This window comes from Cellulomonas sp. PS-H5, assembly GCF_019265565.1.
GTDB lineage: Bacteria > Actinomycetota > Actinomycetes > Actinomycetales > Cellulomonadaceae > Cellulomonas.
Genome location: NZ_JAHVCI010000002.1, coordinates 134,846 through 146,575 on the forward strand (window position 1 = coordinate 134,846; position 11,730 = coordinate 146,575).

General features: G+C 75.0%; 16 protein-coding genes. 7 read left to right on the plus strand and 9 right to left on the minus strand.

From position 1 onward, the window contains the following. Positions 1 to 50: 50 nt before the first annotated feature. The gene (locus J5O08_RS01915; protein ID WP_218705129.1) at positions 51 to 587 is read right to left on the minus strand and encodes a cysteine hydrolase family protein; all 537 of its coding nucleotides are present in this window, start codon (positions 585 to 587) and stop codon (positions 51 to 53) included. A gap of 49 nt (positions 588 to 636) precedes the next feature. On the opposite strand from J5O08_RS01915, the gene J5O08_RS01920 reads away from it, so the two are divergent. After that, on the plus strand, positions 637 to 1,014 hold the full coding sequence (locus J5O08_RS01920) for a DUF2255 family protein (RefSeq protein ID WP_218705130.1): 378 nt from the start codon (positions 637 to 639) through the stop codon (positions 1,012 to 1,014). A gap of 4 nt (positions 1,015 to 1,018) precedes the next feature. Here the strand turns inward: J5O08_RS01920 and J5O08_RS01925 are convergent, their stop codons facing one another. The 3 genes from J5O08_RS01925 to J5O08_RS01935 form a co-directional block, all read right to left on the minus strand. Beyond that, a complete protein-coding gene (locus J5O08_RS01925) occupies positions 1,019 to 2,044 on the minus strand; it encodes a diacylglycerol kinase family protein (RefSeq protein ID WP_218705131.1) in 1,026 nt (341 codons plus the stop codon). Between the two features lie 132 nt (positions 2,045 to 2,176). Beyond that, positions 2,177 to 2,824 (minus strand): helix-turn-helix domain-containing protein, encoded by a 648-nt coding sequence (locus tag J5O08_RS01930; protein ID WP_147796680.1) that lies wholly within the window; start codon positions 2,822 to 2,824, stop codon positions 2,177 to 2,179. A 4-nt stretch (positions 2,825 to 2,828) separates the two neighbouring features. Then, positions 2,829 to 3,263, minus strand: a complete 435-nt coding sequence (locus J5O08_RS01935) for a VOC family protein (RefSeq protein WP_217615227.1) — start codon at positions 3,261 to 3,263, stop codon at positions 2,829 to 2,831. 156 nt (positions 3,264 to 3,419) lie between these two features. Here J5O08_RS01935 and J5O08_RS01940 point away from each other — a divergent pair, with 156 nt between their 5' ends. Genes J5O08_RS01940 through J5O08_RS01950 form a run of 3 tightly spaced genes read left to right on the plus strand, consistent with a single transcriptional unit; the run spans position 3,420 to position 5,862 of the window. Continuing rightward, a complete protein-coding gene (locus J5O08_RS01940) occupies positions 3,420 to 4,124 on the plus strand; it encodes a DUF1361 domain-containing protein (protein ID WP_218705132.1) in 705 nt (234 codons plus the stop codon). Between the two features lie 45 nt (positions 4,125 to 4,169). Further along, positions 4,170 to 5,042 (plus strand): SDR family oxidoreductase, encoded by an 873-nt coding sequence (locus J5O08_RS01945; RefSeq protein WP_218705133.1) that lies wholly within the window; start codon positions 4,170 to 4,172, stop codon positions 5,040 to 5,042. Positions 5,043 to 5,073: 31 nt separating this feature from the next. Further along, positions 5,074 to 5,862: an alpha/beta fold hydrolase gene (locus tag J5O08_RS01950; RefSeq protein ID WP_218705134.1), complete on the plus strand. Its 789-nt coding sequence runs from the start codon at positions 5,074 to 5,076 to the stop codon at positions 5,860 to 5,862. Between the two features lie 6 nt (positions 5,863 to 5,868). Here J5O08_RS01950 and J5O08_RS01955 read toward each other — a convergent pair whose 3' ends face one another. Continuing rightward, complete coding sequence (locus tag J5O08_RS01955; protein ID WP_218705135.1) at positions 5,869 to 6,306, minus strand: VOC family protein; 438 nt, start codon at positions 6,304 to 6,306, stop codon at positions 5,869 to 5,871. 38 nt (positions 6,307 to 6,344) lie between these two features. Beyond that, positions 6,345 to 6,830 (minus strand): FBP domain-containing protein, encoded by a 486-nt coding sequence (locus J5O08_RS01960; protein ID WP_218705136.1) that lies wholly within the window; start codon positions 6,828 to 6,830, stop codon positions 6,345 to 6,347. A 410-nt stretch (positions 6,831 to 7,240) separates the two neighbouring features. On the opposite strand from J5O08_RS01960, the gene J5O08_RS01965 reads away from it, so the two are divergent. Then, the gene (locus J5O08_RS01965; protein ID WP_218705137.1) at positions 7,241 to 7,648 is read left to right on the plus strand and encodes a nitroreductase family deazaflavin-dependent oxidoreductase; all 408 of its coding nucleotides are present in this window, start codon (positions 7,241 to 7,243) and stop codon (positions 7,646 to 7,648) included. 10 nt (positions 7,649 to 7,658) lie between these two features. Here the strand turns inward: J5O08_RS01965 and J5O08_RS01970 are convergent, their stop codons facing one another. Then, positions 7,659 to 8,576: a chlorophyllase gene (locus tag J5O08_RS01970; protein WP_218705138.1), complete on the minus strand. Its 918-nt coding sequence runs from the start codon at positions 8,574 to 8,576 to the stop codon at positions 7,659 to 7,661. 117 nt (positions 8,577 to 8,693) lie between these two features. Between J5O08_RS01970 and J5O08_RS01975 the strand changes: the two genes are divergently transcribed. Further along, positions 8,694 to 9,281 carry a TetR/AcrR family transcriptional regulator gene (locus J5O08_RS01975; protein WP_218705139.1) on the plus strand — a complete coding sequence of 196 codons (588 nt, stop codon included), beginning with the start codon at positions 8,694 to 8,696 and terminating at the stop codon, positions 9,279 to 9,281. 81 nt (positions 9,282 to 9,362) lie between these two features. After that, positions 9,363 to 9,845, plus strand: a complete 483-nt coding sequence (locus J5O08_RS01980) for a hypothetical protein (RefSeq protein ID WP_218705140.1) — start codon at positions 9,363 to 9,365, stop codon at positions 9,843 to 9,845. A 108-nt stretch (positions 9,846 to 9,953) separates the two neighbouring features. On the opposite strand, the gene J5O08_RS01985 is transcribed toward J5O08_RS01980, so the two are convergent. Next, positions 9,954 to 10,292 (minus strand): metalloregulator ArsR/SmtB family transcription factor, encoded by a 339-nt coding sequence (locus J5O08_RS01985; protein WP_218705141.1) that lies wholly within the window; start codon positions 10,290 to 10,292, stop codon positions 9,954 to 9,956. Positions 10,293 to 10,296: 4 nt separating this feature from the next. Further along, positions 10,297 to 11,520, minus strand: coding sequence for an MFS transporter (locus J5O08_RS01990; RefSeq protein ID WP_218705142.1), 1,224 nt, complete (start codon positions 11,518 to 11,520; stop codon positions 10,297 to 10,299). Between the last annotated feature and the right edge of the window lie 210 nt (positions 11,521 to 11,730).

Consider the following 11,730-nt stretch of genomic DNA (forward strand, 5'->3'; position numbering starts at 1 on the left):
GAAGCGTACGGGGCGGGCGCCTCGGCGGCGCGCCCGGGCCCCCGGCCCGGCTAGTCGAGCACGACTCGGTCGTGCGGCTCCGCCGCGTACCGCCGCCCCGGGTACCGCAGGCCGCGGAAGTACATCGTGGTGTGCGCGACGATCTGCTCCCCGGAGATCCGCACGCCGTCGTACTCCGCGTCGGTCGTCGTGTGCGCGTCGCTCACCAGGGTCACGTCGAACCCGCGGACCGCCGCCGACTGCGTGGTCGTGCGGATGCAGTAGTCGCTCTGCGCCCCCGCGACCACGAGGTGCGTCGCGCCCAGCCCCGCCAGCACGTCGGCGAGGTCGGTGCCGGCGAACGAGTCGCGGTACGTCTTGCCCACCACCGGCTCGTCGTCGCGGCGCGCCAGCGGCGGGGCCAGCCGCCAGTCGGGAGAGTCGACCTCGAACGCGCCGTGGTCCTGCACCCACACCACCGGGACGCCCTCGGTGCGGGCCCGGTCGACGAGCGCCGCGGTCCGGGAGAGGACGCCGGCCGCGTCGACGCAGCCGTCGAGGACGCCGGTCTGCAGGTCGATGACGAGGAGGACGGTGCGCGCGGTCACGCGGGCATGCTGCCAGACGCACGCCCCCGCCCGGGGGCACACTGGTCCCGTGGTGGACGAGGCGGGGTGGACGGCGGACGAGCTCGACCGCCTGGGGCGCGCCCAGGAGCTCGAGGTGGCGGCCGAGCGGCGCGACGGCACGCACCGCCCCTGGACCCCGATCTGGCTGGTCGTCGCCGACGGGCACGTGTACGTGCGCACGTGGGTGCGCCGGGCCACCGGGTGGTACGGCGCCGCGGTGGCGTCGGGCCGGGCTCGGGTGCGCGTCCCGGGGCTCACCGCGGACGTCGTGGTCGTCGACGTCGGCGCGAGGGCGCCCGAGGGCGTGACGGCGGCGTACCGTGCGAAGTACAGCGGGACCGGGGCGGACTCGGTCGTGACGCCCTCCGCCGTCGGCAGCACGCTGCGCCTGGACCCGCGCCGCTGACCCGCTACCGCCCGAGCCGCTCCGAGCCCTCGGACAGGTCCGCGCTGCGCTCGGGGCGCGGCACGCACAGCTCCAGGGCCTGCGGGCGGACCGTCACGGTGAGCGTGCGGCCCGGGTCGATGACGTCGCCGTCGACCTGACGCCGCTCCTCCCGGTCGCTGACCACCCGGATCCGCTCGGCGCGCAGCACGTCCAGGTGCGCGACCCGGTGGGGGTGCCGGAGCACGCCCCAGGCGGTCTGGACCCAGTGCCCGATCGTGCGCGGGGCGAGGACCGCCACGTCCATCTGCCCGTTGTCGGGCTCGGCGTCCGCGAGCAGGCGGACGCCCCCCTGGAGCCGCCCGACGTTCCCGATCAGCACTGAGCGCGCGCGGCGGCGCACCGGGGGACGGTCGTCGAGGTGGATCTCGACGTGCATGCTGCGGTCGCCCAGGTGCTTCAGCGCGGACAGCACGTAGGCCACCGGGCCGGCCTTGGCCTTGAGCGCGGTGGAGGCGTCGTCGAGCAGGGCGGCGTCGAACCCCATGCCGGCCATCACCGCGAACGTCCGGCCGTCCGCCTCGCCGACGTCGATGCGCCGGCGCCCGTGCTCGGTGACGATCTGCACGGCGGCGGCCGGGTCGTCGGGCACGCCGAGGTTCGCGGCGAGCAGGTTGCCCGTCCCCGCGGGCAGCACCGCGAGCGCGACGCCCGTGCCCGCGAGGCCCTCGACGCAGGACCGCACGGTGCCGTCGCCGCCGCAGGCGAACACCACCTGCGCGCCGTCCGCGACGGCCTGCCGCGCCTGCCCGGCGCCCGGGTCCTCCGCGGTGGTCTCGACCCACTCGGGCAGCGGCCACCCGGCCTCCGTCAGCGCGGCCTCGACCGCGGCCCGGCGCTCCTCGAGCCCGTCGACCCGCACGGGGTTGTAGACGACGACCGAGCGCAGCGGCCCGGCGTCGCGGTCGAGCGACGCGTCGGCGGGGTGGCGGTCTCCCTCGGGCGCGTCGGGGGTCGCGTCGGCAGGGCCGGTGGTGCCGGTCGGGTTCATGGCGCTCTTTCTTCCGTGCAGCGGCGGGCGCGGGTCCCTGCCCGCGCGGTCACGACCCGCAGTGCACCACGCCGCGCGGGTTCCGGCGCGTCGAGCGGCCGCGCCCCAGCCACGAGCGCGCCCCGACGCGGCTCAGGCCGCCAGGTGGAACGTCCGCGCGAACCGGTCGAGCAGGTCGCCCGGCCCCCGCAGCACCTCGACCACCCCGGACGCGATCGCACCGGCGGGGTCGAGCTCGCCCGAGATCAGCCGGCGGATCCCGGGACCCGTCGCGAACGCGAGGTCGGCCGACGCGGTGCCGTCGCCGGGCGCCACGGCCAGCGCCGGGCCGTCGACGCGCACGAGCAGGTCGGCGGGGCCGACGCGCGCGGCGTAGGCGGTCGGCGGCAGCGCCGCGGCGACCTCGGGGCGGAACGCGGTGCGGAGGGCGACCGTCAGGGAGTCGGGCGTGACGACCTGCCCCTCGCGCGGCTCGCCCAGCGCCTTGAAGCCCCACGCCCCGAGCGCGAGGACGACGGGCTCGAGCTCGCGCCCGTACGGCGTGAGCTCGTAGACGATCACCCGGGACCGGGGCGCCCGCCGGATCACCCCGGCCTCCTGCAGCTCCTTGAGCCGCGCCGCCAGGACGTTGCTCGGGATGCGGGGGAGCCCCGCGGCGAGCTCGCCGTAGCGGCGCGGCCCCACGAGCAGGTCGCGCACGACGAGCAGCGCCCAGCGCTCGCCCACGAGCTCCAGCCCCCGGGTCACGCCGCAGTACTGCCCGTAGTCGCGCGCGGCCATCGGCTCAGGCCTGCTGGTCCGCCACGGCCGCGGGGCCGTTCGCGGCGGCGACCGGGTCCATCCAGCCGAACTCGAGCAGGTTCCCGTCGGGGTCGGCGATCTGGCGCTGGTACATGAAGCCGTAGTCCGCGGCGGGCCGCTCCTCCACGCCGCCGGCGCCCTGGCCCCGGGCGATCGTGTCGTCCACCGCGGCGCGGCTGTCGAGGAAGATCGCGGTCGTCGCGGACACCGTCGTCGACGGGTCGCCGACGGGGCGGTCGCTGAACGTCTGGAAGTAGTCGCGGGTGACGAGCATGAAGTAGCCGTGGTCCTCCTCGACGACGACGCACGCGGCGTTGTGGTCGGTGAACTGCGGGTTGACGGTGAACCCGAGCGCCTCGTAGAACGCCTTCGCGCGCTCGAGGTCGGTCACCGGCAGGTTGACGAAGATCGCGGACATGGTGCTCTCCCTCGGACGCGGCTGACTGTGACGCGCACCACACTTGCAAAAAGCAAGTGCGCCGTCAAGGGCGCGGCACCCGGATCTCGGGTCGAGGACGGCCGGCCGTGCCAGGCTTCGTGGCGGGCGGGTCGGACGCCCGCGGACGGGGGAGACGTGCTGCTGCAGGACACGGTGCTGGGCATCGTCGGGATGAACGTGCTCGCCCTGCTGCTGGTGGTCGCGCGTGCGCCGCTGTTCCGGACGCGGCTGTACCGGCCGATGCTGCTGAACGTCGGCCTGTCGATCGCGCCGGTCGTCGTCCTCGGGGCGGGCGTCCTGGCGGTGGCGCTGCTGCTCGCCGCCGGTGCGCCGCGGGCCGTGGGCGTGGCCGCGGAGGTCGCGGTCGTCCTGGTGTGGCTGCTCCTGCTGCCCAACGCCGGGTACCTCGTGACCGAGCTGAACCAGTCGCACCGCAAGCCGGGGGAGCGCGTCCCCGAGTGGTACGACATCCTCCTCGTGCTGTCGCTGGCGATGTCCGGCGTGCTGAACATGCTGATCAACGTGTTCTTCGTCCAGCTCGCGTACGTGGCGCTGCGGTTCGACGACGTGGACGGGCTCCAGTCCGCCGAGGTGCGCTGGTTGACGGTCGCGGTGCTGCTCCTCGCGGCCTTCGGCATCTACCTCGGCCGGAACATCCGGGTGAACAGCTGGGACGTGCTGCGGCCGTGGCGGCTCGTCGCGCGGGTCGTGGCGCACCTGCGGTCGCCCGGGCGGCTCGTCGAGGCGACCGGGTTCACCCTCGTCTGCGGGGCGTTCTTCGGGCTGATGCACCTGGTGGTCGTCGGCCCGCTGGTCGGCGCGGTCGTCGCCCTGGGCTAGGCGGCCGCCGGTATTCGCGTTGACCCCGCTCGGTACGGTCGCGGGATGCACCTCGACGAGCTCCCGCTGGCCGGCCGCACCGCGCTCGTGACGGGCGTGTCCCGCCGCCAGGGCATCGGGTACGCCGTCGCCCGCGAGCTGGGACGCCTCGGCGCGAGCGTCTTCACGCACGACTACGCGCCGCACGACGCGGACCAGCCCTGGGGCGGCGACGACCTCGACGCGGTGGCCGCGGGCGTCCGGGACGCGCTCCGGGGCGAGGCCGTCGCGGGGCGCGCGAGCGCGGACCTGCGCGACCCCGCCGAGGTCGACGCCCTGTTCGCCGCCGCCCGCGGCCTGACCGGCACCGTCGACGTCCTGGTGTGCAACCACGCGCGCAGCGGCGGGGACGGCTCGATCCTCGACATGACGCCGGAGGCGCTCGACGCGTTCTGGCAGACGAACGCCCGCTCGACGATCCAGCTCACGCAGCGGTTCGCGCGCCAGTTCGCGCCGCCGTCCGCGGGCACGCGCCCCGGCGAGCGGCACGCGCAGCAGGCGCCGGCCGACCCCGAGCGCGCCCCGAAGGTCGTCTGGATGACCTCCGGGCAGCAGCACGGTCCCATGCGCGGCGAGGTGGCGTACGCGGCGTCCAAGGCCGCGTTGGCCGGGGTGACGGCCACGGTGGCGGCCGAGCTGCTGGACCTTGGCATCGTGCTCAACACGGTGAACCCGGGCCCGGTGAACACGGGGTACCTCGATCCCGGGTCGACCGACCGCCCGCTGGCGGAGCTCGACGCGCTCCGAGCGGCGACGCCGTTCGGTCGGTGGGGCGAGCCCACCGACCCCGCGCGGCTCATCGGCTGGCTCGTGAGCCCGGCGGGGTCCTGGGTCGTCGGGCAGGTGCTGACGTCCGACGGCGGCTTCGGGCTCCGGTGACGGTGTCGGCGCCGGCCGGTACGGTGCGCCGGTGAACGTCGTCGAGCACGGGACCGGGACGCCCCTCGTCCTCCTGCACGGCTTCGGCCTCGACCACCGCGTGCTGCTGCCGCTGGACCCCGTCCTCGAGGCGGCCGGCGGGTGGCGGCGGCTCTACGTGGACCTGCCCGGCGCCGGCGGGACGCTCGCCGGGGACGTCGCGAGCACGCAGGACGTGGTCGCGGCCGTCGAGGACGAGCTGGCGCGCCGGATCGGCGACGAGCCGTTCGCGGTCCTCGGGCAGTCGTTCGGCGGCATGGTCGCGCGGCAGGTCGCGCACGACCTCCGGCCCCGGGTGCTGGGGCTGGCGACCGTCGCGGGCGTGTTCGTCGCGGAGCACGCCCGCCGGGACGTCCCGCCGGCCACCGTGCTGCGCGCCGACCCGGCCGCGCTCGCGCTGGCCGGCGAGGCCGCGGCGGACTACGCCGAGGGCGCGGTCGTGCAGTCCGAGGCGCACGTCCGGGCCTTCCTCGAGCACGTCCGGCCGGGGCTGCTCGCCGCCGACACGCGGGCGCTCGCGCGGATCGCCGCGCGGTACGCCCTGGACCGCGAGCCGGAGGACGCGGACCCGGAGCCGTTCACGGCACCTGGCCTGGTGCTGACCGCGCGGCAGGACCACGTCGTCGGCTACGAGGACGCGTGGGCGCGCCGGTCGCACTACCCGAGGACCACGTTCGTCGTGCTCGACTCGGCGGGGCACGACGTGGAGCTGGAGCAGCCCGCGCTCACGGCCGCGCTCGTCGCCGACTGGCTCGCGCGGGTGCGGGCCGACGCGGGCTGACCCGGGTCAGCCCCGGCGCAGGTCCTGCGCGAGCATCACGATGATGCCGCTCGGCCCGCGCACGTAGGTCAGCCGGTAGGCGTCCTCGTACGTCGCGACCCCGCGCAGCGGGTGGCAGCCGTGCCGCGCGGCCGTCGCCAGCGCGGCGTCGAGGTCGTCGACCGAGAACGCGACCCGGTGCATCCCGATCTCGTTCGGGAGCGTCGGCTCGGTCTCGATCGCGTCCGGGTGCAGGTACTCGAACAGCTCGAGCCGCCCGTGGCCGTCCGGCGTGCCGAGCATCGCGATCCGCGCGTGGTTCCCGTCGAGCCCCACGGCGGTGTCCGCCCAGTCGCCGCTGACCTCGTCCCGGCCGAGCAGCTCCAGACCCAGGTCGGTGAAGAAGGCGATCGTCGCGTCCAGGTCCCGGACGGCGATCCCGACGTTCTCGAGCGCGATCGGCATGCGCCGCACGGTACGCCCGTGCGGCGCACGCCGGTGGCTCAGCCGCGCGCGACCGCGGCCACGAACCGCGCGCTGTGCTCCTGCACCGCCGCGACCCGCCGGGCGACCACCGCGGCGGCGTCGTCCCCGGCCTCGACGATCGTCGGCCGGCGCCGGGCGTTGCGGGAGCACGCGAAGTCGGCGCAGATCAGGGTGCCGACCGTGTCGCCGTTCCGCCCGGCCGGGCCGGCCAGCTTCGCGACGAAAAGGGCGACCTCGTTGGTCGCGACGACGTCCTCGCACCAGGTGCACACCGCGCTGCGGCGGGTGGCGCCGTCGGAGGCGCGCAGCACCATGCCGGTCGGGCGGTCGTCGACGCGGGTGACGACGTAGGCGCGGCGGGGGTTCTTGGGGTCCGTCCAGCCGAGGTAGTCCAGGCGGTCCCAGTCGAGGGACGCCAGGTCGGGCAGCACGGCCTGCGCCGCGTCGCGGCGGGAGCAGTTGACGAAGGACGCACGGATCTCGGGCACGGTCAGGGCACGCATGGTGGAGCTCGCTCTCGGAGAGGGGGAGCGCCCGGCGCGGTCAGGGCCGCGCGGGCACGGGGCAGCGCCGTCGCGGGGGACCGGGACGCGCACCCGTGCGGGTGGGTCGGTCCGGCGCGACGGCGGGGGACCCGTCACACAAGGTGGCCGTGGCGGCCGACCTCGCTCCCTGCGGACATCCGCTGGCTCCTCGTACTCCTGCGGCCGCGGCGGTTCGCGCGGCGCACTCCTAGCGAGCATGCACCACGGGGCAGGGGATCGTCGCGCCCTTTTCTCGGCCGGGTCCCGCCACCGAGCTAGGGCGCCGCCCGGACCGCGACCCCCGCGACGGGTCCGACGCGTGCCTCCCGAGGACCGGATGACGGGCCCGACCAGGCGTGTTGTGATGTCACGAGACGAGAGAGGCACCCATGAACGACTGGAACGCGAGCATCATCGCGGAGTTCCGCGCCCACGACGGCAAGGTCGGCGGCCGGTTCGAGGGAGCCCCGCTGCTCCTGCTGCACACCACCGGCGCGAGGTCGGGCCAGGAGCGCGTGAACCCGGTCATGTACCGGGACCTCGGCGGGGGCAGCGTGGCCGTCTTCGCCTCGTACGCCGGGCTCGACGTGAACCCGGCGTGGTTCCACAACCTCGTCGCGGAGCCACGGGTCTCGGCCGAGATCGGCACCGCGACACGTGAATTCCTGGCCCGGGTGGCAACCGGCGAGGAGCGCGCGGGCATCTGGGAGCAGCAGAAGGCCGAGTACCCCGGGTTCGCCGGGTACGAGGCGAAGACGGCCCGTGAGATCCCGGTCGTGGTGCTCGACCCGCGCTGACCGGCGGCCGTCACGCCGTCGCCAGGGCCCCGACCTCCGACGCCGTCCGCCGCACGTCCGCGGCGGTCGCCGGCCAGGCTTCGGGGTCGACGCCCAGCCGCGTGCGCAGCCACGCGGTGGTCACGCGCTGCACGAGCCGGACCCGTTCCGGGCTGGCGTCGGTGGTCTCGGCCACCTCGTGCCCGACGATCCCGCCGAGCGAGTGCTCGCCGCCGGTCAGGGTCAGCAGCGCGTCCGCCCCGGGGCTGAGGTGGTAGGCGTCGGTGAACCAGTCGGGTCCGCGGGTGGACAGCGCGGACCGGTCGGCGTCGCCGGCGACCACGAGCGTCGGGGTCGTCAGGTGCGCGTACGCGGGACGCATGAACGGCAGGTGCTCCGCGGCGAACGGGGTGAGGCTGTCGCCGGTGCCCGTCGCGGCGAGCAGGATCCCCGCGCGCACCCGCGGGTCGGCGAACCGCTCCTCGGTGGCGCCGTCGGGGCTCAGGACGCCGGCGCCGAGCAGGGCGCCGGCGGTCTGCGCGCCCCAGGAATGCCCGGCGACCGCGACCTGCCGCGCGTCCGCCCGGCCGGCGAGTCCCGGCACCGCGGCCATGATCGCGTCGAGGTGGTCCAGCACCGCGACGAGGTCCGCGATCCGCCAGCGCCAGATGTCCCCGAAGCCGGGGTCGTCGTGGCCGAGGCGCCGGGAGCGCGAGTCGAGGTGCGTGGGCTGGACGACGACGAAGCCCTCGCCGGCCCAGTGCTCGGCGAGCGGTGCGTAGCCGTCCATCGACCAGCCGTTGCCGTGGGAGAGGACGACCACGGGGAGGCGGTCGCCGCGCAGGGGAGCGGTGACCCGGACGAGCAGGGGAGCGGGACGCCCGTCGACCGGGACCTCGACGGGCTTGACCGAGCTGATGGGCGTCGCGGGGATCGTGCTGGTGGTCACGGCGATGGCCTTTCGACGGGGAGGACGATCTGACACACTGGGCGATGCGGAACAGCGTTCCGGTAGACCATATGGAACAGTGTTCCGGTTAGCAAGCAGCGTGAGGTGAGCCCACACATGACCGAGACCGAGGCGACCCCGGGTCGGGGGCGGCGGCGCGTGGACGCCGAGCGCAACGTCGCCGCGCTGCTGGACGCGGCAGCCACGGAGTTCGTGCGGGCCGGCGTCGACGTGCCGGTGCGGGACGTCGCCGCGCGGGCCGGCGTCGGCGTCGCCACGATCTACCGGCATTTCCCGACGCGCGCCGACCTGGTCGTCGCCGTCTACCGGCACCAGATCGACGCGTTGGCACGCCTCGGGCCCGACCTGATCGCCACGGGCGCGTCGCCGTCAGCGGCGCTGGCGACGTGGATCGACGGGTTCGTGGACTTCCTCGTCACCAAGCACGGGCTCGCCGGGGCGCTGCGCTCGACGGACCCGGGGTTCGAGGCGCTGCACGGGCTGTTCGTCAGCCGGCTCGTGCCGGTGTGCGGCGAGCTGCTGGCCGCGGCACGTGCCGCCGGTGAGATCGGCGACGCGCTGGGCGCCTACGAGCTGATGCGGTCCGTCGGGAACCTGTGCATCGGCGCCGAGTCGGACGAGCGCTACGACGCGCGTGCCGCCGTGGCGGTGCTGCTGGCGGGGCTGCGCGCCGGGTCGCGCTGACGGGGCTCGTCCCGTGCGGCACCCGAGGGACGCGGCGGCGTTCGCGCACCTCGGAGGCCGACCGGGTGCCATGATCACGGCATGACGGTCCGGTGGTGGCGCCTGCTGCTCGTGTGGCCGCTGGCCTTCACGCTGTCGGTCGCCGCGACCGTCCTGGCCCTGCTCGTGGCCGCCGTGGCGCACACGGGTGAGACCGGCGCATGGGGTGATCTCGGGTACGTCGCGCTCTGGGTCCCAGCGCTCGCCCTCGTGCCCGCCGCGGTGATCGGCGTCCCGCTGCTGGTGATCACCGCGGTGAGCCTGCGCGAGGCAGGGCTCGGGTGGCAGGTGCTAACGGTCGGCTGGTTCGCCGCGGGAGCCGCCGCCGTCGGCGCGGCGTTCCTCCTGAGCCCGTGGGGGCCGTTCGGCTGGCGGTCCATCGACGCGACCGCGCCGTACGACGGGATGTTCGCGGTGTTCGCGGGGTTCGCGGCCGGGATCGCCGCCGTCACGTGGGGCCTGGGGACCGCCGGGGCCTGGGCCGTCGTCCGGCCGGTGGGTCCGATCCGGCGGGTGCTCACGTAACGCCGATAATGCACGTTATGTCAGACCGTAGTCTGCCTATCGCTCTGAACGGCGAGAATGTGGCACTTGGCTGTCGCTGAACGCAAGGAGCGTGTGCGGTCGAGTGGATCAGCGGTGGTGTGGTGGTTGGTCGTAGCGCAGGTGCTCGGCCTGGTGCAGGACGTTGAGGACGAGGGCGTCGATGTGCTCGTTGGCGAGGCGGTAGTACACCGTCGCGCCGTCGCGCCGGGTGGTGACCAGCCGGCCGGCGCGCAGCTTGGCCAGGTGCTGCGAGACGGCCGGGACGGGTCTTGCGAGGTGGTCGGCGATCGCCCCGACGGACAGCTCTCCGTCGTGGAGCAGGCCGAGGACGGCGAGCCGGGTGCGGTCGGCGAGCAGGCGCAGGACGTCGACGGCGGTGTCGAGGTCGACGTCCGGGACGGCTGCCCGGGAGGTCTCGGCGGTCACCTGCTCAGCCTGCCACGTGGGTGGCGCGCTCCCTGGCCGGCCACAGCACGGCGGTCGCTGCCAGCGCGGCCGCGCTCAGGCCGGCGAGCACGAGGGCGGCCGGGCCGAGCCCGAGGGCCCCGAGCCACCCCGCCAGCGGGTAGGTGATCAGCCAGCACGCGTGCGACAGCGAGAACTGGGCGGCGAACACCGCGGGCTGGTCCCTCTCGGAGGTGGTGCGGGTGATGATCCGGCCGACCGGGGTCTCGGCGGCCGCCCAGCCCGCACCGACCAGCGCGAAGAGCACTCCGACGAGCACCAGTCCCCCGGTGCCGGGAGCGCGCAGCGCCGCGGCGACGGCGGCCGTCGCGACCACGAGCACCCCGCCGCCGGCGAGCATCAACGCGCGCTCCGGGACGGCCTGAAGTGCCCGAGGAAGCAGCGCGGCGACGGTGATGGACCCGGCGCCGAGCGCGGCCATCAGCAGGGCCGCGGTCCCGTCGCCACGGGCGTGGACCTCGCGTGCGATCAGGACGTACTGCACCAGGACGTACGCTCCCCCGGCCGCCACGACCATGTTCAGCGCGAGCACCGCCCGCAACGCCGGCGTGCGGACCATCAGAGCGATCCCCCGACGCGCTCGCCGCGCGAAGGTCGTCGAGTCGTCGTCGACCCCATCGCCCCGGGCGAGGTCGAGTCGCGAGACGAGAAGTGCCGACACCGCGAACCCGATCGCGGTGCCGACGAACAGGTCCGAGCTCGGCACGACGAGCAGCAGCGCTGCGGCGAGCAGGGGTGACAGCACCATCTCCAGGTCCTCGCTGAGCCGCGACAGCGACAGCGCCTGGGTGTAGCGGCGTTCGTCCCCGAGCACTCTGGGGAGCACCGCCTGGTACGCCGGCGTGTGCACCGCCGACGCCGCCTGCATCACCAGCACCAGGACATACACCTGCCACACCGCCGACACCAGCGGCAGACCCAGCACGACCGCGACCCGCACGACGTCGGCCGCCACCAGCACCACCCGCGGCGGAGCCGTGTGCACCACGGCCGCCGCGACCGGGGCGACCGCGACGTACGCCAGCATCTTGATCGCGAAAACCGTGCCGAGCACCAGCCCCGCGCCCGACCCAGCGAGGTCGTACGCGAGCAGACCGAGGGCCACGGTCGCCAGGCCCGTGCCCGCCAGGGAGATGACCTGGGCGGCGAACAGCCGGCGGTACGTCGGCACGGAGAGAGCAGTCAGCACCCACTTATGGTTGCACACTTGCGCGAGTCCGTAAGTGCGTCAGCCTGCTGAGGAGTACGACCGATCCTGATGCGCAGAGGTGCCAGTAGTAGTCTGCTTGTTCCTCTGACCAGTGCACTTGATCGTGTCTTTAGGTCGCCGTCGATTCACGGTGAGCGCCGCGGCTGACAGCGCCGGATGTAGCGCTGGTGCGCCCTCGGCGACATGCTG